Raw genomic sequence first — 21,642 nt, forward strand, 5'->3', positions numbered from 1 at the left:
CCTGACAGGAAGGCTCATGAATAAGGCGGGTGAACAACAGCTTGACCTTTGGCTGTGCTGGCAGCATAAAACAGTGCATGTTCTCAAACGACCGCCCCATCTATCGCCAGATCCGTGACCTGATCGTGGACCGGATATTGACGCTGGGCGATGGCGCCATGCTGCCTTCGGTGCGGGCGCTGGCTGCCGAAGCCGGGGTGAACCCGCTGACCGTCGCCAAGGCCTATCAGGATCTGCAGGCCAGCGGCCTGGTGCGGGCGCGCAAGGGTGTGGGCCTGTTTGCCGGCGAGGGCGCCGTGCGGGCCCTGCTGGCGGCCGAGCGTGAGGCCTTCCTGACCGAGGAATGGCCGCGCGTGCAGGCCCGCATCAACCGGCTGGGGCTGGATGTTGCGGACCTGCTCGAACAGGCCTGATCACCAGGTCTCTTCATCCCACCACGGAAACACCTCGGCCGGCATGTGCTGGCTGACCGTATCCGGATAGGCGGGCGGGCGTTTTTCCAGGAAGCTGACGACGCCTTCCTTCGCATCGCCGGAGCGGCCGCGCATATAGACCATGCGGCTGTCGAGCCGATGGGCGTCCCATGGGCTGGGGGCGCCGGCCATGCGCCACAGCATCTGGCGGGTGAGCGCGACCGACACGGGCGCGGTGTTCTCGGCGATTTCCAGTGCCAGCGCGCGGGCGGCCGGCAGCAGATCATCGGGCGCGTGGGTGGAGCGGGTGAGGCCGCCCTTTTCGGCTTCCGCGGCATCGAACACCCGGCCGGTCATGCACCATTCCAATGCCTGGGGCAGGCCGACGAGTTTGGACAGGAACCAGCTGGAGCCGGCTTCCGGCACGATGCCGCGCCGGGCGAAGACAAAGCCGAAGCGGGCGGTGTCGCTGGCCAGCCGCATGTCCATCGCCAGCTGCATGGTGGCGCCGATGCCCACGGCCGGGCCGTTGACGGCGGCGATCACCGGTTTCAGGCTGCGGAAGATGCGCATCGTCACCTGGCCGCCGCCATCGCGTGTGGCAGGGTGGCGCCAGTCGATGCTGCCATCGTCCTTGACCGGGCTGGCGCTGCGGGCGCCGCCAAGCTTTTCATAATCGAAGGTGGCAGCCCCTGCGGAAAGGTCCGCCCCGGCGCAGAAGGCGCGGCCACGACCGGTGACGATGACGGCCTTCACCTGATCATTGGCGTCGGTCTCGTCAAAGGCGGCGATCATTTCGGCCATCATCACGCCGGTGAAGGCATTGAGCTTGTCGGGCCGGTCGAGGGTGATGGTGGCGATGGGGCCGTCGATGTCGAGGGCGATCTGGGTGTAGGGCATGGGATTATTGTCCTGAATGCGGGCCTGGCGGCCCCCTCCGGCGCTGCGCGCCACCTCCCCCAGAGGGGGAGGATCGGAAGGGCGGTCACCGGACGGGTTACAGCGCCTCTTTATTTGTTGACGGCGTTACAGCGCCTCGATGATGGTGACGTTGGCGAGGCCGCCGCCTTCGCACATGGTCTGCAGGCCCCAGCGCTTGCCGCGCGCCTGCAGGGCGTGGACCAGCGTGGCCATCAGCTTGGTGCCCGATGCGCCGAGCGGGTGGCCCAGCGCGATGGCGCCGCCGTTGACGTTCAAGCGGGCGTGATCGGCCTCCAGCTGTTGGAGCCAGGCCATCGGCACGGAGGCAAAGGCCTCGTTCACCTCGTAAAGATCGATGTCGTCGATCTTCATGCCGGCGCGTTGCAGGGCCTTTTTGGTGGCGCCGATCGGGGCTTCCAGCATGATCACCGGGTCTTCGCCGACCACGGTCATGGTGTGGATGCGGGCCAGCGGCTTGACGCCCAGCGCCTCGAGGCCGCGTTCGTTGACGATCATCACGCCAGACGCGCCGTCGCAGATCTGGCTGCTGGTCGCCGCCGTCAGCCGGCCGCCATCGGGGTTGATCAGCTTGACGCCCTTCACCCCTTCCAGGCTGACATCGAAGCGGATGCCTTCATCCTGGGTGTGGATGTGCGGCGCGCCATCATGCGTCGTCACATGGATCGGCACGATTTCATTGGCAAAGGCACCGGCCTTGGCGGCTTCGCCGGCGCGGCGCTGGCTTTCATAGCCATATTCGTCGAGCATGTCCTTGGTCAGGCCATATTTCACCGCGATCATCTCCGCGCCGGTGAACTGGCTGAACTGGATGCCGGGGTAGCGGGAGGCCATGCCGTCGCCATAGGGCATGCCCATCCCGGCCTTGGCCGGCAGCGCCACCGTCATGCCCATCGGCACGCGGGTCATCGATTCGACGCCGGCGGCGATGACCACGTCCATCTGGCCGCTCGTCACCGTGGCGGCGGCGAAATGGATGGCCTGCTGGCTGGAACCGCACTGGCGGTCAACCGAGGTGCCGGGCACCGATTCGGGCAGTTTGGAGGACAGGACGGCGTTGCGGGCGACGTTGGTGGACTGCTGGCCGCCCTGGCCGACGCAGCCCATGATCACATCCTCGATCAGGGCGGGATCAACGCCGGTGTCGTCCACAAGCGCGTCCAGCACCTTTCCGGCCAGATCGGCAGGGTGCCAATCGCGCAGCAGGCCGCCGCGACGGCCCCCGGCGGTGCGCTTGGCGGCAACGATATAGGCTTCGCTCATGGCAATGATCCTTCCCCGAACAGATTCGCGTGTCCGCACTTTACGCCGGGCACCCCCTTGGGCATTGACGGGCAAAATGATCAGGGAGAGGCGAATGCGCCGCAATTGGGGAATGATCGCCGCCGCGCTGGCGCTGCTGGCCACGCCGGACCACGCGGCACCAGCCAAAGCCGCACCGGCCAAGGCGGCGGCAAGCAAGGCCGCCCCAACCAGGCCCGGCACCAAGCCCGCCGCCGCCAAGAATGTTGCTAAACCGGTGGCCACGCCGGCCCCGGCCGCCGCCGCGCCGATTGCGGCCGCCCCTGCCCCGCTGCCCGACACGCCGGAAATCCAGGCCCTGCGCCGGGCCTTCCGCTTTGGCTTTGCCCCCTATGAGATGCTGCGCACCCGCCAGGCCCAGGCGGCGCGGATGCAGGCCGCCGGGATGGGCAGCGGCATCAACGCGCTGGTGCCGCGCCTGAAGCTGGCCGATGCCAGCAGCCGCGAGGTGACCACGCCCAACAACGACACGCTTTATGGCTCGGCCTGGCTCGACCTGTCCCAGGGGCCGGTGTTCTTCACCATCCCGCCGCTCAATCGCTATCACTCCGCCGCGCTGATGAGCATCACATCGGATGTGGTGGCGCTGCTCGGCACCCGCACGGTGGGCACGGCCGGCGGGCGCTATGCCATTGTCGGCCCCAATTTCGCCGGCGATCTGCCCAGGGGCGTGGAGATGGTGCGCAGCCAATCCAACGATGCCTGGCTGCTGGTGCGGGTGGTGGTGAATGGGCCGGATGATCTCGCCGCCGCCGCCGATGGCCTGACCCGCTACACGCTGTCGGCAGTGGGCGGGGACAATCCCATCGATCTGGCGGTACCGGCAAAGCCGGATGGCAAGGCTTTCCTGACCACGGTCAACCTCGCCATCGAGCGGTCGGGCGATGAGCGGCTGCAGGCGCGGGCGCGCGGCTTTGCCGATCAGGGCATTGGCACGCCGTGGGAGCAGCTGAGCCCGGAGCTGCAGAAATTGTGGACCGACAGCCTGCCGGCACTGGTGGCAGAGTTGAAGGACGGGCTGGCCGGCGGCGAAACAGTCAACGGCTGGTCCTACCCGCCGCAGAACATGGCCTTTTATGGCGAGGATGATGATCTGCGCGCCCGGGTGGCGCTGGGCGGGCTGGCGGCGCTGCCGCGGGTGGAGGCGGTGTATTTCACCGCCAAGAGTGATGGCCAGGGCAAGCCGCTGACCGGCGACAAGAGCTGGCGGTTGAAGATCCCGCCCGGCCTGCCGGTTGGGGCGTTCTGGTCGCTGACCATGTACCAACAGGAAGAGGATGGCCGGCTGTTCTTCGTGTCGAACGAGCTTGACCGCTTTGCCGTGGGTGACCGGTCCCGCCATTTGCGCCCGGAACGCGATGGCAGCATCGAACTGTTCATCCAGAACCCCAAGCCGAGCGGCGAGCGGGTGGTGAATTGGCTGCCGGCGCCCAAGGGCAAGTTTGTGCTGGTGTATCGCGCCTATCTGCCCGGCGCCGGGCTGCTGGATGGCAGCGTGCGCCTGCCGCCGGTTACCGAAGACGAGATGATTCCATGAGCAAGCCCGGCAAGCATCTGTTCCTCGACATCCTGCACAGCGAGGGTGTGGAGATCATCTTCGGCAACCCCGGCACCACCGAATTGCCGCTGCTGGATGCCTTCGTGGTGGAGGACCGGCTGCGCTATGTGCTCGGCCTCAATGAGGTGGTGGTGATGGGCATGGCCGATGGCTGGGCCCAGGCCACCGGCAAACTGGCCGTGTGCAACCTGCATGCTGCGCCCGGTTTGGGCAACGCCATGGGCATGCTCTACAACGCCGCCAAGGCCGGCGCGCCGGTGCTGGTGACCGCCGGGCAGCAGGACATGGGCATCCGGCTGACCGAACCGCTGCTGTGGGACGATCTGGCGACCATGGCCCGCCCGCTGTGCAAATGGTCGTTCGAGGTTGCGAGCATCGAGGAATTGCCACGCGCGGTGCGCCGGGCGGCGAAGGTGGCGTTGACGGCGCCGACGGGGCCGGTGTTCCTCTCCATCCCCGGCGACATCTTGAACGCGGTGGCACCGGATGATCTGGATATCGGCGCGCCCACCCGCATTGGCGCTGCCGTGCGCGGTGATGCCGCCGAAGTGGCCCGGGCCGCCGAACTGATCCGCGCCGCGACGAACCCGATCATCTTTGCCGGCGATTGCGTGGCCAATCGCGATGCCTTTGCCGAGATGGTGGCCTTTGCCGAAGCCGTTGGCGCGCCGGTCTATATGGAGGGCATGGCCAACCGCGCCGCCTTCCCCAGCAACCACCCGCTGTTTGCCGGCACGGTGCCGCGCATGACCCCGGCGCTGCGCGCCGCCACCCGTGACCATGATCTGGTGATCAGCATTGGCGCCGATCTGTTGACCCAGAGCCAGGCGACCGGGGTGGAGGGGCTGGAGCCGGGCAAGCGCCTCGTTCATCTCGATGACAATCCGTGGGAGATCGGCAAGAATTTCGCCGCCACTGCTGCCATCCAGGGCTGCCCGAAGGCGACGCTGCCGGAATTGACGGCGCTGGTCGCGGGGTGTGGCGCTGCCCGCCGGGCGGGTGTGGAAGCGAAGATTGCCGAGGCGAAGGCCGCGCTGCTGGCCAAGGCCGAGGCAGTGATGGATGCGCAGCCGATGGACCCGCTGGCCGTGCTGAAGCGGCTGGGCGAGGTGATGCCGGAGGATGCGATCATCATCGAGGAATTGCTGTCGTCCGGCATGAATGTCGTGCGCAGCCTGTTGCCGGCGACGCGGCCCGATTCATGGTTCGGCATGCGCGGCGGCGGCATTGGTGTCGCCCTGCCACAGGCCGCTGCGATGCAATTGGCCAATCTGGGCCGGCCGGTGGTGGCGCTGTCTGGCGATGGCAGCCTGATGTATTCGGCCGCCGCGCTGTGGACGCTCGCGCATTACAAATTGCCGGTGGTCACCATTGTCTTCAACAATTCCAGCTATCGCATCCTGAAGCAGCGGACGCGGGCGATCGGCGACCATGCCGCCCGCGAAGACCGCTATCCGGCCATGGATCTGACCGAGCCGGCGATTGATTTCATGGCGCTGGCGGCGGCGCATGGCGTGGCGGGCGTGCGGGTGGAGAGCATCCCGGCGTTGATCGAAGCGTTTGAGGCGGCCTTGGCCAGCGATGCGCCGACGCTGATCGAGGTGCCGGTGGCGCGGGCGATCTGACGGCGTCGCGGCGATTCCGGTTCAACGGGCGCGCTCCCTCCGTCGCCTGCGGCGCCACCTCCCCCAGAGGGGGAGGANATGTGCAATTCTCCCCTTCTGGGGGAGGTGCCGAGCAACGCGAGGCGGAGGGGGCGCGCGCGCGCCTCAGAACACCACGACGCTGCGGATGCTCTTGCCTTCGTGCATGAGGTCAAAGGCCTGGTTGATATCCTCCAGCGCGAGCACGTGGGTGATCATCGGATCGATGGCGATCTTGCCGTTCATGTACCAATCGACGATTTTCGGCACGTCCGTCCGGCCCTTGGCGCCGCCGAACGCCGTGCCTTTCCACACCCGGCCGGTGACGAGCTGGAAGGGCCGCGTGGCGATTTCCTTGCCGGCTTCGGCGACGCCGATGATGATCGATTCGCCCCAGCCGCGGTGGCAGGCTTCCAGTGCGGTGCGCATCACGTCGGTGTTGCCGGTGCAATCAAAGGTGTAATCGGCGCCGCCATCGGTCAGCGCGACGAGGTGGGCGACGAGATCGCCCGACACGTCTTTCGGGTTGACGAAATCGGTCATGCCGAACTGGCGGCCCCAGGCCTCGCGGTCGGGGTTGATGTCCACCCCGACGATCTGATCGGCGCCCACCAACTTCAGGCCCTGGATGACGTTTAGGCCGATGCCGCCCAGCCCGAAGACGATGGCGCGGGCACCGGGTTCGACCTTGGCGGTTTTCACCACCGCGCCGACGCCGGTCGTCACCCCGCAGCCGATGTAGCAGGCCTTGTCGAACGGGGCGTCGGGGCGGATCTTGGCCACCGCGATTTCGGGCAGCACGGTGAAGTTGGAGAAGGTGGAGCAGCCCATGTAGTGGAAGATGGGCTCGCCCTTGTAACTGAAGCGGGTGGTGCCATCGGGCATCAGGCCCTTGCCCTGCGTGGCGCGGATGGCGGTGCACAGGTTGGTCTTGCCGCTGAGGCAGCTTTTGCACTGCCGGCATTCGGGTGTGTAGAGCGGGATGACATGATCGCCGGGGGCGACGCTGGTGACGCCGGGGCCGACCTCGCGCACGATGCCGGCGCCTTCGTGGCCGAGGATGGAGGGGAAAATGCCTTCCGAATCCTTGCCTTCCAGCGTGTAGGCATCGGTGTGGCAGATGCCGGTGGCCATGATTTCCACCAGCACCTCGCCGGCCTTGGGCCCATCAAGATCAACCTCGACGATTTCGAGCGGCTGGTTGGGCGCGAAGGCGACGGCGGCGCGGGTTTTCATGGTGGGTCCCCTGTTGAGCCCAGTTGTTGAGCTTTCGCCACACTTGCCGCGCAAGCGGGGGGCTTGCCAAGCCCGCAGCCGGCGTTTCGCTTGCTTTTTGGGCCGGATGCGGCCATTGGGCAGGCCAGCCGGGTTGCGTCGCAGCGCCGGCCTTTCGCGATGCACATGCAACAGGGAATTTTCATGCGGTTTGCCAACGGGATGCAGGCGTAACATGCCGAAAGAGGATGTCATCCGGATTGAAGGTGAAATCACCGAAATCCTGCCCGACGGCCGTTTCCGTGTGAAACTGGAAAACGAACACGAGATCATCGCCTATACCGCCGGCAAGATGCGCAAGAACCGCATCCGCTCCATCGTGGGTGACCGGGTGCATGTGGAAATGACGCCCTATGACCTGGACAAGGGCCGCATCGTGTTCCGCGAGAAGACGGCGCCGATGCCCATGAACCAGCGGCGGTTCTTCCGCCGCTGAGGACTGCGCGCCAGCGGCGGTGACCGCCGCTGCGGATTTGCAAGCTCAACAACTGTTGCGGCTGCCGGGCATGGCCCGGCGGCCGTTTGCGTTTGCGCGCAATCCCTGCGGGCTGCGGCAAATCGCCGACGAGCAGGGCCACCTGCGAAAACAGCAGGTTCGGCCCAACAACGCCATTGACATCACCAAAACAAACCACTAATTTTTGGTTAACGCTAAGGTTTTGGAGGGCATCAGATGATTCGTCACACGGTTACGGCGCTGAAGTCGTAATACACGCCAGCAGGTGCCGTGCTTGACCGCTTCTGCGGCCCGGGTTGGACCGCCACCCCGTCCAAGATGCTGGAACTGCTGCGCTCCGGCGCGCATGAATTCGCTCTGGCTGGCGCCCCCGATCTGCGTGTGGTTGCCAACCGCAGCAACGACGGCGCGTGGGACCTGGCGATCGTTGGCCGCAATGGCCAGCGCGTGCCGCCGACCACCCTGCCGCATTGGGAAGTGGAGCGCCCGCGCGCTGCCCCGCAGCGCAAGCGCAGCTGGTGGCAGAGCCTGCTGGATCCGGATGCCAACTGAGTTTTTCGGGTTTGCCATCACCCCGTTGCGATGGCTGATGTGTTGATTGCGTACCGTTTCTGAAACCATGAACTTGTGGCCGGCGGCGCAAATCGCCGGCCGGTTTTTTTGTGCCCTCGACCTGTGCGACGCGTGATCGGCGGTCAGTTGACGCGGTCGCCGGGCTTCAGGCCGATGCGGTCAGCCTCGCCGGCGGCCAGTTCGATCACATCGGCAGTGACCCCGGCCGACATCAGCACATCACGCGAATAGGGCTGACCGCGCCGCACATTGAGCACGCGTTTGGCCGGCGACACATAGATGATGTCGAGCGGCAGGATGGTGTTTTCCATCCAGAAACCGGTCTGGCGGGGTGGTGTCATCGGAAAGCTCATGCCGGTGCCGGGCGCCATGGTTTCGCGGAACATCATGCCGCACGCCTGTTGCTCGGCGGTGCGGGCGACCTCCACCTGATAGGTGAACCGGCCCTTTGCGGTGGTGAAGCTGACCTTGCGGGTGGCAAGCCCGGTGTTCGGACAGGGCGTGGCGGCCCCGGCGGGCGTGAGCGATGCCAGCGTGGCAGCGGTGGCAAGGCAAAGGAGCAGGCGCGATGCGATCATGCCCCCTTATCGGGCATTTCGGCGAAAACGGCCAGAGGGCCCTTGTGGCCCGGCGCCACCCGCACCAGCACTGCATCGCCCGGCTGAGGATCGGTGAAGCCGGCGCGGCGCATGGTTTCCATGTGGATGAAGATATCGGGCGAGCCATCGTCACGCATGACAAAGCCATAGCCTTTCAGCCGGTTGAACCATTTCACCGAAACCGGTTCCAGCGGGCCGGCGGCAGCGAGCATGGCCTGGGGGTTGACGCGATCAGCCGCGCGGGCAGCGGCGGTTTCGGGATCGGGCCCGATGGCGGTGGAGAGATCCAGATCGATGATGCGTCGGGCCTGACGGCCACGATCACGTTCCACCACCACGGCGGTGACGGTGCAGCCTTCGGGCAGACTGCGCCGGCCCAGTTCGCGCACGACGGAAAAATGCACCAGCACGTCACGGCCTTCGCCCGTGCCGGGCAGCATGAAACCATAGCCACGCACCGGATCGAACCATTTCATCGTGCCGCGCACGATCACCTCGTCCGGTGCCAGCTCCAGCGATTGCACGTCCACCAACGCCACTCCCCCCACGCCGCTGCCCCCCCCAGACAGGCTTGATATGCTGTATCGTCGAAAGGAACTATTAATCTGTAATAACCATTATGCAAATGGGAAAGCGCGTCTGGATGCACTGATCTTGCCGCCGTCGTGCGCGCGTGCCACACGGGAGCGCAACGAAAGGGCTGGCGATGAAATTGTCGGGATCGGTGGAGATTGCGGCGGCGCGTGAAGCCTTGTGGGCGGCGCTGAACGATCCCGATGTGCTGGCGCGCTGCATCGATGGGGTGGAGCAGCTGGTGCGCACCGAAGGCGAGGTGCCGACCTTTGACGGCACGCTGAACGCCAAGGTGGGGCCGGTGCGGGCGAAGTTCGGTGGGCAGGTGCGGCTGGAAAACATCGTTGCGCCGGAACGTTATCGCCTGGTGGGCGAAGGCAAGGGCGGCGTGGCCGGCTTTGCCAAGGGCGGCGCCGATGTGGTGTTGACCGTGCTGGGACCGGCGCTGACCCGGCTGGATTATGATGTGGATGCGCAGGTGGGCGGCAAGCTGGCGCAGCTGGGTGCGCGGCTGATCGAAGGCACCGCCAAGCAATATGCCGACAATTTCTTCAATGCGCTGAAGGCAGAGGTGGAGGGCAAGGAGGCGGCCCCGGCGCCCGTGGACGCAGCGCCTGCACCGGTGGCGGCGCCGGCGGCGGGCGGCCTGTCGCCGCTGGTCTGGGGCGGCGCGCTGCTGCTGCTGGTGGCTTTGTTCCTGGGTTGGCAGTGGATGGCATGACCGGCGATGAGGATCTGGCCACGCTGGCCCGCGCGCTGGAATGGCAGCGCGCCGGCCACGGGGTGGCGGTGGCGACGGTGATCAGCACCTGGGGTTCCGCGCCGCGCCGCGAAGGCAGCCACCTGGCGGTGCGCGCTGATGGCCTGTTCGAAGGCAGTGTGTCGGGCGGCTGTGTGGAGGCCGAGGTGATCCTGGCCGCGCAGGCGATGATTGCCGACGGGGCGGGCCACGCGGTGCTGGAATTTGGCGTGGCCGATTCCGTGGCGTGGACGGCCGGGTTGGCCTGCGGCGGGCGCATCGCGATCATGGTGCAGCGGCTGGCCGATGATGGCCTGCCAGCGGCGCTGGTGGCCGATGTGCTGGCCGGAACCGCGGCGGGCGAGGGCATGGCGATCAGCAGCGACCCGGCCACAGGGCGCAGCGCGGCCGGGCGCGATGGGCCGTTCGTGCGCGATTATCCACCGCCGCGCCGGCTGTTCATCATCGGGGCGGTGCATATCGCACAGGCGCTGGTGCCGCTGGCGCAGGGGCTGGGCGTGGCCACCACCGTGATCGATCCGCGCCGGCTGTTTGCCGCCGACGACCGTTTTGCCGGGCTGGTGCTGGACCGGCGCTGGCCGGATGAGGCGCTGGCCGAATATCAGCCCAACGCGGCGAGTGCGGTGGTGGCGCTGACCCATGATCCCAAGATTGATGATGTGGCGCTGGCCTGTGCGTTGCAATCACCGGCCCATTATATCGCCGCGCTGGGCAGCCGGAAAAACCATGCCGGCCGGCTGGAGCGGCTGGCGGCACTTGGGCATGGCCCGGATGATCTGGCACGGGTGCACGGGCCGGCGGGCCTGGCCATCGGTGCCATCGGGCCGGCGGAAATTGCCCTGTCGATCGCAGCGCAGATGACAGCGATGTGGCGGAAGGCGTTGATCCGCGAATGAAATTTGGCGAACTGCCGCTGGACCAGGCGTTGGGCGCGCTGCTGGCGCATGGCCAGATGCTGGGCGGGCGGCGGCTGGCCAAGGGGCATCGGCTTACGGCGGATGATCTGGCCGCCGCCGAGCTCGCCGGCATCACCAGCCTGGTGGTGGCCCGGCTGGAAGCGGGCGATGTGGCCGAGGATGCGGCGGCAACGGCGCTGGCCGCCGCGCTGGCCGGGCCGGGCGCACAGGTGCTGGCGCCGGTGCATGGCCGAGTGAATATCGCGGCGGCGGCCGATGGCCTGGTGCAGTTGCCGCCGGCGATGGTGGCAGCGGTGAACCGGGTGGACGAGGCACTGACGCTCGCCACCCTGCCCGACGGCCAGCGCGTGGCGGCTGGCGAAATCATCGCGACGATCAAGACCATCACCTATGCGGTGCCGGCGGCCGTGCTGGCCGGCGCAGTGGCGGCGGCGCGGCCGATGGCGGTGGCGGCCTTCCGCCCACGCAGCTTTGGCCTGATCGCCACCAGCCTGCCCGGCACTTCGGCCAAGGCGCTGGAAAAACTGGAGCTTGTGACGGCGGCGCGGGTGGCGGCGCTGGGCGGTGCGTTCGCGGTGGCACCGTCCTGCCCGCATGAGGCCGGAGCGCTGGCGGCGCAGTTGCGCAGCGTTCCAGGCGATGTGCTGCTGGTGGCCGGGGCATCGGCGACGGTGGACCGGGGGGACGTGATCCCGGCCGCCATTGTGGCCGCCGGTGGCCAGGTGCTGCGGCTGGGCATGCCGGTGGATCCGGGCAATCTGCTGGTGCTGGGTGTGCTGGACGGCAGGCCGGTGATCGGCCTGCCCGGCTGCGCCCGAAGCCCCAAGCGCAATGGGTTCGACATCGTGCTGGAACATCTGGCGGCGGGCCTGCCGGTGGATGGCGCGCTGATCGCCGGCCTCGGCGAAGGCGGCCTGTTGCCCGAAGCGGAACGGCCACAGCCGCGCGCCGTGGCCGGAGCGCCGGGCCGGGTGGGGGCAGTGGTGCTGGCCGCCGGCCGGTCGAGCCGCTTTGGCGACGGGCACAAATTGCTGGCGCTGTGGCGTGGCCAGCCGCTGGTCGCGCATGTGGTGGATGCGATTGCCGCCGCCGGCCTGCCGCCGCCGGTGGTGGTGCTGGGCCACCAGGCGGACGCAGTGCGGGCGGCGTTGGCGGGGCGCGATGTGCGGTTCGTGATGGCGGCGGACTGGGCCGATGGCATGGGCCGCAGCCTGGCGGCCGGGATCGCGGCCGTACCCGATGACTGGGATGCGGCGCTGGTCTGCCTGGCGGACATGCCGGCGGTGGAACCGGACCTGATCGCGGCGCTGGCCGCTGCGGCCGGGGATGTGGTGGCGCCCGTGTGGAATGGCCGGCGCGGCCACCCGGTGCGCTGGCCGCGCAGCGCCTTTGGCCGGCTGCGCCAGCTGGCTGGAGATGCCGGCGGCCGAGCGATCATGGCTGATCATGTGGTGACCGAGGTGCCGGCGCCATCGGCCGCCTGCCTCGCGGATGTCGACACCGTCACCGCACTGAGCGCACTTGGCGGTTGAAGCATAGGGCATATTGTATACACTTTTTCGGCAACCCAGCGAAGGAACCGCCCATGACTGCGCTTCGGCCCACCCCGGCGATGATCGCCCTGTATGACCGTTTCACCCATGTTGGTGATCTGAGCCGGCGCGAACTGATGGCACGGATGACCCGGCTGGCCGGCGGCGCCGCGGCAGCGAGCAGCCTGTTGGGGGTGATTGCCGGCCGTGCCGATGCAGCGCCATTGGTGGCGGCCGATGATCCGCGCATCAAGGCCGGCGATGTGCGCTTCGAGGCGGGTGGGCGCACGCTGGGCGGCTATCTGGCGCAACCGGCCAAAGGGGCCGGGGCCGCACCGCGCGTGCTGGTGATTCACGAAAATCGCGGCCTCAACGATCATATCCGCGATGTTGCGCGGCGGCTGGCCACCAGCGGCCTGGTCGCGTTGGCGGCGGATTTCCTGTTGCCGGCCGGCGGCACCCCCACACAGCCTGATGGCGCAACCAGTGCCGAGGATGTGGCGCGCGGCATGATCGGCAAGCTGGACCGGGCGCAGACAGTTGCCGATGGTGTGGCCATGCTGAACTGGCTTGGGGCCAAGGCCCCGGGCAAAGGCACGGCCGGTGCGGTGGGCTTCTGCTGGGGCGGCGGCATGGTCAATGCACTGGCCGTGGCCGCCGGTCCGGCCTTGCGCGCCGGTGTGGCCTATTATGGCGCGGCCCCACCCGAAGCGGCCGGGGCCGATCGGGTGAAGGCGCGGCTTATGCTGCATTATGCCGGCCTGGATGATCGCATCAACGCCATGGGCCCGGCCTGGCAGGCCGCCCTGAACGCCGCCGGCGTGCGGTTCCAGGCGTTCACCTATCCCGGCGTCAACCATGCCTTCAACAACGATACCGCCGTGGGCCGTTATGATGCCGCCGCTGCCGCGCTGGCGTGGGGCCGCACGCTGGACTGGTTGAAGCAGCAGGGTTGATTGTCTGCAATTGCATGTTAATCAGGGTGGGTGAACACGCCCGCCCCTGCTCTTTCCGTTGCCGATGTGTGCACGGCCGCCAAGGTGCGGCGGCTGTCGCGGCGGATCACCCAGATTTATGATGAGGCGCTGACCCCGCATGGTTTGACCATCGGGCAATATGGCCTGCTCGCCTGCCTGTCGCGGCGGCGCGGCACGGCGATCGGGGCGCTCGCTGGCATGCTGGCGGCCGATGCCTCGACCATGTCGCGCCTGGTGCGACCGCTGGAGGTGGCTGGGCTGATCAGCATCCGCGCCTCCACCGAGGACAAGCGGAGCAAGCTGGTGTGGCTGTCTGACGATGGCCATCGCCGCCGCAGCGCCGCACAGGCGGGCTGGCAGGCGGCGCAGGCCCGGATTGCCGAACTGCTGGGTGACAGCCGGTTGGCCGCCCTGCGCTTCATGCTGGACGAGGCGCACGAACGCCTGGAGACTGCAATATGACTGCAATTGCACGTAATGGTGTGGCGGTGGTGATCGGGGCCGGTGATGCCACTGGCGGCGCGGCGGCGGCGGCCTTTGCCCGCGATGGCCTGATCGCGGTGCCGGTGCGCCGCAATGGTGACCAGTTGGGGCCGCTGCGTGACCGGATCGTGGCCGAAGGTGGCCGCTGCGTGGCCGTCGGCGCCGATGCCCGCAACGAGGCGGAGATGATCGCCCTGTTTGACCGGATCGAGGCGGAGATTGGCGTGGTGGAGGTGCTGGTGTTCAACATCGGCGCCAATTCGCCAATGCCGATCCTGGAGGAGACGGTGCGGCGTTATACCAAGATCTGGGAAATGTGTGCGCTGGCCGGCTTCATCACCGGCCGCGAGGCGGCGCGGCGCATGGTGCCGCGGGGGCGAGGCACCATCATCTTCACCGGCGCGACGGCTTCGTTGCGCGGATCGGCGGGCTTTGCCGGCTTTTCCGGCGGCAAGTTCGCACTGCGCAGCCTCGCCCAGGCGATGGCGCGCGAGTTGGGGCCGAAGGGCATCCATGTCGCCCACAGCATCATCGATGGCGCCATCGACACCGATTTCATCGCCAGCAATTTCCCCGAGCGTTACGCCCTGAAAGGCGAGGACGGCATTTTGAACCCGGAGGCGATTGCGGCGGAATATGTGCGGCTGCACCATCAGCCGCGCAGCGCCTGGACGCACGAGCTGGATCTGCGGCCGTGGATGGAAAAATGGTGAAGGAGAGCGCGATGCCCAACAAGATCGAGTTTCTGTTCGATGTGGGTTCGCCCACGGCGTTCCTGGCCTGGCACCGGTTGAAAGGGATTGCGACACGCACTGGCGCGCCGTTGGTGAAGGTGCCGATCCTGCTAGGCGGGGTGTTCAAGGCCACGAGCGGGATGCCGCCGGGCAGCGTGGCAGCCAAGGGCCGCTGGATGAACGAGGATATGCAGCGCTGGGCGGCGCGCGATGGCATCACGCTGGTGATGAACCCGAATTTCCCGGTGAACACCATCGCGATGATGCGGATATTGGCCGGGCTGCAGGGCGATCCGCGCTTTGATGCGGTGGGGGACACGCTGTTTGCCGGCATGTGGCAGCAGGCGCGCAGCATGGCCGATCCGGAGGTGGTGGCCGCGACCCTGGCCGAGGGCGGGCATGATGCGGCCGGGCTTCTGGCGCTGGCGCAGACCCCTGAGGCCAAGCAACGCCTGCTGGAAAACACCGAGGCCGCCGTGGCGCGCGGGGTGTTTGGCGCGCCGACCTGTTTCGTGGCCGGCGAGATGCATTTCGGCCAGGACCGGCTTGAGTGGGTGGAGGCGGCGGCGCGGGGGTGAGGGGCGGCTGATTTTGGGCTGGCTGGCCCCCTCCGCCCTGCGGGCACCTCCCCCAGAAGGGGAGGATGTTTTTGGTTGGGTCCCCCCCTCTGGGGGAGATCGGGGTAGAACCCCTCGCCCGGCTCGGCTGCGCCGAGTCCGACCTCTCCCCCAAGGGGAGAGGTGAAAAAAGGCCCGGCAGATTGGGCTGCCGGGCCCTTTTGGTTGGCTTGTCCGCCTGGATCAGTCGCGGTTGCCCATGAAGCTGAGCAGGAACTGGAACAGATTGACGAAGTTCAGATAGAGCGTCAGCGCGCCCATCACCGCGGCCTTGCCGGCGAAATCGGTGCCCTGAACCTGCCAGTACATGTCGCGCAGGCGCTGCGTGTCATAGGCGGTGAGGCCAGCGAAGATCAGCACGCCCAGGATGTTCACCGCCAGCTGCAGCCCCGAAGAGCCGATGAAGATGTTGGCGATGGAGGCGATGATGATGCCGACGAGGCCCATGAACAGGAAGCGGCCGAACGCCGACAGATTCTTTTTCGTGGTGTAGCCATAAAGGCTGAGCGCGCCGAAGCTGGCCGCGGTCACGAAGAAGGTCTGTGCCACCGACGCGCCGGTGTAGCGGGCGAAGATCGTGCTCATCGACACGCCCATCAGCGCGGCATAGGCCCAATAGAGGCCCTTGACCGTGGTGGTGGACATGCGGTGCAAGCCGAAGCTCATCGCCATGACCATGACGAGCGGCGACAGCATGGCGCCCCAGCCCAGGATGGTCGGGCGGCCGAATTCGTTGAAGAAGACCGAGAACAGCGCCGGGCTGGAATAGACCAGCAGCGCGACGATGCCGGTGAGCAGCACGCCGGATGCCATGTAATTGTAGATGCCCAGCATGTAGCTGCGCAGGCCGGCGTCATAACCGGCCGCTTCGGGGGCCTGGGCCCGGAAGGCGGCAAGCCGGGGGTCCATATTGTTGGCCATGTGATTCATCCTCCTGTGGCCGACGATTGGTCGGCGGCAGGTTCAATATCGGGCATGTTGGGTGAATATTCAATGACCCGTGCGACAGGCCGAGGCCATCAGAGTTGTCGCAGCACGGCGGCCGGGCGGGCGGAGAGCGCCTGCCAGTTGCCGACGAGGCCAAGGAAAATCGTCGCGATGGCCCCCACCACCACGGTGATCACCACGCGCGGCCAATCGGGTGTCCATTCCAGGTTGAACACCTGGGTGATGACGAACCAGCCGGCGGCACTGCCCAGCACCAGCGCGAGGCCGGCGACAATGACGGCAATCGCGCCATATTCCGCCAGCGTGGCGCGCACGACCTGGCCGCGGGTGGCGCCGAGCAGTTTCAGCAGCACCGCATCATAGGTGCGGGCGCGCGCCCCGGCGGCGATGGTGCCGACCAGCACGGCGATGCCGGCGGCCACGGTGACGCTGGCGGCGGCACGGATGGCGGCGGAAAGCTGGCCGAGCAGCGTTTGCACCTGGCCGATCACATCCTTCACCCGGATGCTGCTGGCGGTTGGGAATTCGCGGGTGATGGCACGCTGCAGGGCGGGTTCGGCGCTGGTCGGCACCTGCACGGTGGCCATCCAGCCGTGGGGCGCGGCCTCCAGCGTGCCGGGGGCGAAGAGGATGGCAAAGTTGAAGCCGAGCGACTGCCAGTCGATCTTCCGGGTCGAGGCGATGGTGGCGGTGATTTCGACGCCGAGGACGGAGAGGGTGATAGTGTCGCCAATCTTGAGGCCGAGCACACGGGCGGCGTCTTCATCAATGGAGACCAGCGGCGGCCCGGCATAGTCGCGCGGCCACCATTTGCCCTGGACGATGCTGTTGCTGGCCGGCAGATCGGCAGCATAGGACAGGCCGCGATCGCCGCGCAGGATCCAGGCTTCGGGGGCGTTGATCTTTTCGGCCGGCACGCCGTTCACCGCCGTGACCGGCCCCCGCAGGGAGGGGACGATGACGGTTTGCGCCCCCGGCGCGGTGGCGGCGACGCGGGTGGCGAAGCGATCCTTCGCGTCGTTCGGAATATCAAGCACGAAGAAGCTGGGCGCACGGGTGGGGATGGTGCGGTTGATCTGGGCGGCCAGCGTGCCTTCGATGCTGGCCAGCGTGGCAAACAGGGTGAGGCCAAGGCCAAGCGCGACGATGAGATTGCGGGTGGGCGCGCCGGGGCGGTGGAGATTGGCCAGCGCCAGCCGGGCCAGCGTGCCGCCGGGGCGGGGCGCGCGGGTGGCGGCCCATTTGACCAGCGCCGCCAGTGCCCACAACAGCAGGATGAGGCCAATGGCACCGGCGAGGAAGCCCATGACGAACAGCTTCTGTTCCGCCTCGATGATGGTGAGCGCCAGCACCAGGATGATCGCCGCCGCGATGGTGGCGATGGTGCCGAGGCCGGGCCGGGCGCGGCGTTCGGTGAGGCTGCGCAGCAGGCGGGCAGCCGGCATGGCGGCCCCCTGCCCCAGCGGCCACAGCGCGAAGGCCAGCGCGACCAGGCTGCCATAGGTGGCGGCCAGCGCCAGCGCGCCCCATTGCGGACCGGGGGCGGGCGGGACGGGCAGACTGTCCGCCGCGAACTGGCCGACGGCGGCGGGGGTGATCGCGCCGATCAACAGGCCGATCAGCACGGCGCCGGCCGACACCAGCGCCAATTGCCAGAGATAGACAGCGCGGATGGTGGCGCTGTCGGCCCCCAGCACCTTCAGCGTGGCGATGGTGCGGGTGCGTGCGCCCATATAGGCGGAAACGCCGCCAGCAACGCCGACGCCAGCGACCACCAGCGCGGTGAGGCCGACCAGCGTGAGGAACTGGCCCAGCTGGGTGACGAAATTGCGGGTGCCGGGCGCGCCATTGCTGCGATCGCGCACGCGGCCGCCGCCGGTCTTCACCGCTGCCTCCAGCCGGGTACGGGCGAATTCGATGCTGGTGCCCGGCGGCAGCTTGATGCGGTAATCCACGGTGAACAGGCTGCCGAGGCCCAGGAGACCAGCGCGTTCCAGATCAGCGCGGTGGATGACAAGGCCGGGACCGAAGCCAAAGCCGTCGGCGGCGCGATCAGCCTCTTCCACCAGCGGGCCGAGGTAGCGCAAGCTGACCTGGCCGAGGGTGATGCGGTCCCCCGGCTTCAGGTTCAGCTTGTCGGCCAGGGCCGGCTGGGCGGCGGCGGTGCCGGGGATGATATGGGCGGCGCCATCGATGACCACGCGGCCATAGAGCGGCCAGCGGTCGTCCACCGCCTTCACTTCGGCCAGCACGGCATCGCCGCCGCTGGCGTTTGCCGCCATCCCGCGCAGCTTCACCACCTCGTTCACCGTGCCGGTGGCGCGGATGGTGGCAAGCTCGTCCGCCGTGGCGAAGCGGCCGGAGAGGCGCACGGCGACATCGCCGCCGAGCAGATCCTGGCCACGTTCGGCCAGGCCGGCGTTGATGGCGCTGGCGAGGCTGCCCACCCCGGCCAGCGCGGCAACGCCGAGCACCAGGCACACGGCGAGGATGCGCAGGCCGGCAAGGCCGCCGCGCAGTTCGCGAAGGGCAAGGCGGAGCGAGAGGCTCAGAGCACTTCCGCCAGCAGGCCGGTCATCGCCGCCCAGCTGCGCCGGTCGGCATCGGGGCTGTACATGGCGGTGCCCGGCGCGTTGGCATGTTCGTTGGTGAAGCTGTGATAGGTGCCGCCATAGGCATGGATTTGCCAATCGGCGCCGGCGGCGGTCATCTCGGCAGCCAGCGCGTGATGATCCTGCGGCGGGGTGTAGGGATCTTCCCAGCCGTGCAGGGCCAGCACCTTGGCGGTGATTGGGCCGGCGGCGCCGAGACCGGGGTTGTAGATGCCGTGGAAGCTGACCGCCGCCTTGATGCGCGGATCGCAGGCACGGGCGACATCCAATGCACACAGGCCGCCAAAGCAATAGCCGATGATGGCCATGCGTTCATCGTCCACCTGCGGCAGGGCAGCGGCGGCATCGACAGCGGCGATCAGGCGGCGGCGCAGGGCGGCGCGATCGGCCACCCAGGGGCCCATCAGGGCGCTGTTGTCACCCGCCGGATCGCCGCGCCGGCCCTTGCCATAGACATCGATGGCGATCGCGACATAGCCAAGCGCGGCCAATTTGTCGGCCACGTTGTTGTCCCACGCGGTCTGGCCAACCCAGTTGGGGGCGATCAGCACGCAGCTGTGCGGGCCAGGGCCGCTGGGCAGCGCGACATAGGCTTCGCATTCGGCATCGCCGTCGAAATAGCTGAGGCTGGTCATGATATTCCCCTATTCTGCAGCGGTTTGAAGCGTGGTTTGATCGGAGACGATCAGGCCGTCGCGCATGGTGATGACGCGGTTGCAGCGGCGGGCGAGATCGGCATCATGGGTGATCAGCACCAATGTGGCGCCGGTTTCGGCCAGACGGCCGAACAGCAGCTGCACGATGGTCTCGCCGGTGGCGGCATCAAGATTGCCGGTGGGTTCATCGGCGAAGATCAGCGCCGGCCGGCCGACGAGGGCGCGGGCGATGGCGACGCGCTGTTGCTCTCCGCCGGACAATTGGGTGGGATAATGGGTGAGGCGGTGGCCAAGGCCGACCGCTTCCAGTTCGGCGCGGGCGCGGGCCTGGGGGTTGGCTTCACCGGCCAGTTCGAGCGGCACGGCGACATTTTCCAGCGCCGTCATGGTGGGGATGAGGTGGAAGGCCTGCAACACGATGCCGATGCGGCCGCGGCGGGCACGGGCGAGGCCATCTTCATCGAGGCGGGAAAAATCGGCCCCGGCGATGGTGACACGGCCGGAGGTGGCGCGTTCCATGCCCGACAGGATCGCCATGGCCGATGATTTGCCGGAGCCCGATGGCCCGAGGATCGCCACACGCTCGCCGGCCGTTATGGCCAGGTTCAGGCCACGCAGCACATCCACTGCGGCATCGCCGTCGCCAAGACGGAGGGTGACATCGCGGGCATCAATGACGATAGGATTGTCCATGTCCCGCCTGTGGAGGAGTTGAGTCTTGCCCGAGTTAGGCATTCGTCGTGCGCTTTACCAGATGGCAGCCATGATAATTGCGGCCTTCGTGTCGCAGGCCGCGGTTGCGAAACCGTTGGTGGTGCTGGCCTTTGGCGATTCATTGACCGCTGGTTACCAATTGCCGCCCGGCCAGGGGTTTGCGCCGCAGCTGGAAAAGGCACTGAAGGCGAAAGGCCGGGATGTGACCGTGGTGGGTGCCGGGGTTTCGGGTGACACCAGCACGCAGGGGCGCGCGCGCATCGGCTGGGTGCTGGCCGGCATGAAGCAGAAGCCCGATCTGGTGGTGCTGGAACTGGGCGCCAACGACATGCTGCGCGGGCAGCCGCCGCGGGTGGCGAAGCAGAATCTGGACGCGATGGTGAAGGCGTTCAAGGCCAAGGGCGCCCGCGTGCTGGTGGCCGGCATGCGCGCCAACCCGACGTTGGGCAAGGCCTATGTGACGGAATTTGAAGCGCTGTTCCCCGCGGTGGCCAAGGCCAATGGCGTGGCACTCTATCCTTTTTTCCTTGATGGTGTGGCGGCGCAGAAGGGCCTGCAATTGGCCGACGGCATGCACCCCAATGCCAAGGGCGTGGCCGTGATGGTGAACCGCATCCTGCCGGCGGTGGAGCGGGAGCTGGCCCAGATCAAATGATGCGCCTGAAATGATGCGGCTGCCATGATGCGATTGTTCGTCGGGCTGGAGCTGCCGGCGCCGGTGACGGTGGCGCTGCTGGGCGCGATGGGCGGCGTGGCCGGCGCCCGCTGGCAACGGGCGGAGCAGTTGCACCTGACACTGCGCTTCATCGGCGAAGTGGACCGCCACCAGGCGCAGGATATTGTTGCCGCCTTGGGCCGGGTGAATATCAAGGCGTTCCAGGCCGAATTGGGCGAAGCCGGCCTGTTCGAGCATCGCGGCCGGATCGACACGCTGTGGGTGGGCGTGCGCCCGGCCGACCGGCTGGCGGCACTGGCCAAGGCGGTGGATGCAGCCTTGGCCGGCGCGGGCATCGCGCGCGAAACCCGAGCCTTTGTGCCGCATGTCACGCTGGCGCGCGGCCGCACCATGATTGGGGCCGCCGGCTGGCCGCAAGCGCCGCTGCCGCGCACGGGCTGGATGGTGGACAAGTTCGCGCTGTTCGAAAGCCGAATGGGCAAGGACGGCAGTGATTATGCCGTGATCGCCCGCTGGCCGGCCAGAATGGCCTGATCGGCGCGCGTTGCAACTTGCGACGGGCATTTGCATTCCGCGAGCCGGCGTAATGCAAATCGCAATGCTGCGCGGACTCTATTGGGCTCAGTCGCGAATTTCCCGAATATAACCCGCCTTATTCATGAGCCTTCCTGTCAGGGCGTTGCC

24 protein-coding genes are annotated in these 21,642 nt (G+C 67.7%); 15 read left to right on the forward strand and 9 right to left on the reverse strand.

Going from position 1 to position 21,642, the window contains the following annotated elements; all coding sequences use genetic code 11:
- Window positions 1-77: 77 nt before the first annotated feature.
- The gene (locus CHU93_RS03325) at window positions 78-413 is read left to right on the forward strand and encodes a GntR family transcriptional regulator (RefSeq protein WP_086116971.1); all 336 of its coding nucleotides are present in this window, start codon (window positions 78-80) and stop codon (window positions 411-413) included.
- On the opposite strand, the gene CHU93_RS03330 is transcribed toward CHU93_RS03325, so the two are convergent.
- Window positions 414-1,313: a crotonase/enoyl-CoA hydratase family protein gene (locus tag CHU93_RS03330; protein WP_086116970.1), complete on the reverse strand. Its 900-nt coding sequence runs from the start codon at window positions 1,311-1,313 to the stop codon at window positions 414-416.
- A gap of 126 nt (window positions 1,314-1,439) precedes the next feature.
- Entirely contained in the window at window positions 1,440-2,615 is a 1,176-nt protein-coding gene (locus tag CHU93_RS03335) for an acetyl-CoA C-acetyltransferase (RefSeq protein WP_094472753.1), read from the reverse strand.
- A gap of 94 nt (window positions 2,616-2,709) precedes the next feature.
- Between CHU93_RS03335 and CHU93_RS03340 the strand changes: the two genes are divergently transcribed.
- Both CHU93_RS03340 and CHU93_RS03345 read left to right on the forward strand, forming a co-directional pair.
- Window positions 2,710-4,191, forward strand: a complete 1,482-nt coding sequence (locus tag CHU93_RS03340; protein WP_133064300.1) for a DUF1254 domain-containing protein — start codon at window positions 2,710-2,712, stop codon at window positions 4,189-4,191.
- A complete protein-coding gene (locus CHU93_RS03345) occupies window positions 4,188-5,837 on the forward strand; it encodes a thiamine pyrophosphate-binding protein (RefSeq protein ID WP_094472755.1) in 1,650 nt (549 codons plus the stop codon). The genes CHU93_RS03340 and CHU93_RS03345 overlap by 4 nt, the downstream gene beginning before the upstream one ends.
- Window positions 5,838-5,981: 144 nt before the next feature.
- Here the strand turns inward: CHU93_RS03345 and CHU93_RS03350 are convergent, their stop codons facing one another.
- The gene (locus CHU93_RS03350; RefSeq protein WP_094472756.1) at window positions 5,982-7,091 is read right to left on the reverse strand and encodes an S-(hydroxymethyl)glutathione dehydrogenase/class III alcohol dehydrogenase; all 1,110 of its coding nucleotides are present in this window, start codon (window positions 7,089-7,091) and stop codon (window positions 5,982-5,984) included.
- A gap of 214 nt (window positions 7,092-7,305) precedes the next feature.
- On the opposite strand from CHU93_RS03350, the gene infA reads away from it, so the two are divergent.
- The 3 genes from infA (at window position 7,306) to CHU93_RS03360 (ending at window position 8,139) form a co-directional block, all read left to right on the forward strand.
- Window positions 7,306-7,566, forward strand: coding sequence for a translation initiation factor IF-1 (gene infA, locus CHU93_RS03355; RefSeq protein WP_094472757.1), 261 nt, complete (start codon window positions 7,306-7,308; stop codon window positions 7,564-7,566).
- A 19-nt stretch (window positions 7,567-7,585) separates the two neighbouring features.
- Complete coding sequence (locus tag CHU93_RS17275) at window positions 7,586-7,768, forward strand: hypothetical protein (protein ID WP_133064301.1); 183 nt, start codon at window positions 7,586-7,588, stop codon at window positions 7,766-7,768.
- 89 nt (window positions 7,769-7,857) lie between these two features.
- The gene (locus tag CHU93_RS03360; protein ID WP_133064302.1) at window positions 7,858-8,139 is read left to right on the forward strand and encodes a hypothetical protein; all 282 of its coding nucleotides are present in this window, start codon (window positions 7,858-7,860) and stop codon (window positions 8,137-8,139) included.
- 143 nt (window positions 8,140-8,282) lie between these two features.
- On the opposite strand, the gene CHU93_RS03365 is transcribed toward CHU93_RS03360, so the two are convergent.
- Window positions 8,283-8,738, reverse strand: a complete 456-nt coding sequence (locus CHU93_RS03365) for a DUF192 domain-containing protein (RefSeq protein ID WP_086116963.1) — start codon at window positions 8,736-8,738, stop codon at window positions 8,283-8,285.
- A complete protein-coding gene (locus CHU93_RS03370; protein ID WP_243375161.1) occupies window positions 8,735-9,289 on the reverse strand; it encodes a cold-shock protein in 555 nt (184 codons plus the stop codon). Before CHU93_RS03370 ends, CHU93_RS03365 begins: the two co-directional genes overlap by 4 nt.
- 143 nt (window positions 9,290-9,432) lie before the next feature.
- Between CHU93_RS03370 and CHU93_RS03375 the strand changes: the two genes are divergently transcribed.
- Genes CHU93_RS03375 through CHU93_RS03405 form a run of 7 tightly spaced genes read left to right on the forward strand, consistent with a single transcriptional unit; the run spans window position 9,433 to window position 15,313 of the window.
- Window positions 9,433-10,053, forward strand: a complete 621-nt coding sequence (locus CHU93_RS03375) for an SRPBCC family protein (RefSeq protein WP_207759200.1) — start codon at window positions 9,433-9,435, stop codon at window positions 10,051-10,053.
- Window positions 10,050-10,988, forward strand: a complete 939-nt coding sequence (locus tag CHU93_RS03380) for an XdhC family protein (RefSeq protein ID WP_094472767.1) — start codon at window positions 10,050-10,052, stop codon at window positions 10,986-10,988. The genes CHU93_RS03375 and CHU93_RS03380 overlap by 4 nt, the downstream gene beginning before the upstream one ends.
- Window positions 10,985-12,541: an NTP transferase domain-containing protein gene (locus CHU93_RS17865; protein WP_094472759.1), complete on the forward strand. Its 1,557-nt coding sequence runs from the start codon at window positions 10,985-10,987 to the stop codon at window positions 12,539-12,541. Before CHU93_RS03380 ends, CHU93_RS17865 begins: the two co-directional genes overlap by 4 nt.
- Before the next feature lie 53 nt (window positions 12,542-12,594).
- The gene (locus tag CHU93_RS03390; RefSeq protein ID WP_207759201.1) at window positions 12,595-13,497 is read left to right on the forward strand and encodes a dienelactone hydrolase family protein; all 903 of its coding nucleotides are present in this window, start codon (window positions 12,595-12,597) and stop codon (window positions 13,495-13,497) included.
- 30 nt (window positions 13,498-13,527) lie between these two features.
- Window positions 13,528-13,980 (forward strand): MarR family winged helix-turn-helix transcriptional regulator, encoded by a 453-nt coding sequence (locus tag CHU93_RS03395; RefSeq protein WP_094472761.1) that lies wholly within the window; start codon window positions 13,528-13,530, stop codon window positions 13,978-13,980.
- A complete protein-coding gene (locus tag CHU93_RS03400) occupies window positions 13,977-14,714 on the forward strand; it encodes an SDR family NAD(P)-dependent oxidoreductase (RefSeq protein ID WP_094472762.1) in 738 nt (245 codons plus the stop codon). The genes CHU93_RS03395 and CHU93_RS03400 overlap by 4 nt, the downstream gene beginning before the upstream one ends.
- An 11-nt stretch (window positions 14,715-14,725) precedes the next feature.
- Window positions 14,726-15,313, forward strand: coding sequence for a 2-hydroxychromene-2-carboxylate isomerase (locus tag CHU93_RS03405; protein ID WP_094472768.1), 588 nt, complete (start codon window positions 14,726-14,728; stop codon window positions 15,311-15,313).
- A 222-nt stretch (window positions 15,314-15,535) separates the two neighbouring features.
- Here CHU93_RS03405 and CHU93_RS03410 read toward each other — a convergent pair whose 3' ends face one another.
- From CHU93_RS03410 to CHU93_RS03425, 4 genes are all read right to left on the reverse strand, one after another.
- A complete protein-coding gene (locus tag CHU93_RS03410) occupies window positions 15,536-16,273 on the reverse strand; it encodes a Bax inhibitor-1/YccA family protein (protein WP_094472769.1) in 738 nt (245 codons plus the stop codon).
- A gap of 98 nt (window positions 16,274-16,371) precedes the next feature.
- Window positions 16,372-18,783, reverse strand: a complete 2,412-nt coding sequence (locus CHU93_RS03415) for an ABC transporter permease (protein ID WP_243375163.1) — start codon at window positions 18,781-18,783, stop codon at window positions 16,372-16,374.
- A gap of 65 nt (window positions 18,784-18,848) precedes the next feature.
- On the reverse strand, window positions 18,849-19,547 hold the full coding sequence (locus tag CHU93_RS03420; RefSeq protein ID WP_094472763.1) for a dienelactone hydrolase family protein: 699 nt from the start codon (window positions 19,545-19,547) through the stop codon (window positions 18,849-18,851).
- A gap of 9 nt (window positions 19,548-19,556) precedes the next feature.
- Window positions 19,557-20,261: an ABC transporter ATP-binding protein gene (locus tag CHU93_RS03425; RefSeq protein WP_086116955.1), complete on the reverse strand. Its 705-nt coding sequence runs from the start codon at window positions 20,259-20,261 to the stop codon at window positions 19,557-19,559.
- Between the two features lie 61 nt (window positions 20,262-20,322).
- Between CHU93_RS03425 and CHU93_RS03430 the strand changes: the two genes are divergently transcribed.
- On the forward strand, window positions 20,323-20,937 hold the full coding sequence (locus tag CHU93_RS03430; RefSeq protein ID WP_094472764.1) for an arylesterase: 615 nt from the start codon (window positions 20,323-20,325) through the stop codon (window positions 20,935-20,937).
- 24 nt (window positions 20,938-20,961) lie between these two features.
- A complete protein-coding gene (gene thpR / locus CHU93_RS03435) occupies window positions 20,962-21,492 on the forward strand; it encodes an RNA 2',3'-cyclic phosphodiesterase (RefSeq protein WP_094472765.1) in 531 nt (176 codons plus the stop codon).
- Window positions 21,493-21,642 lie beyond the last annotated feature (150 nt).

Source organism: Sandarakinorhabdus cyanobacteriorum (assembly GCF_002251755.1).
GTDB lineage: Bacteria > Pseudomonadota > Alphaproteobacteria > Sphingomonadales > Sphingomonadaceae > Sandarakinorhabdus > Sandarakinorhabdus cyanobacteriorum.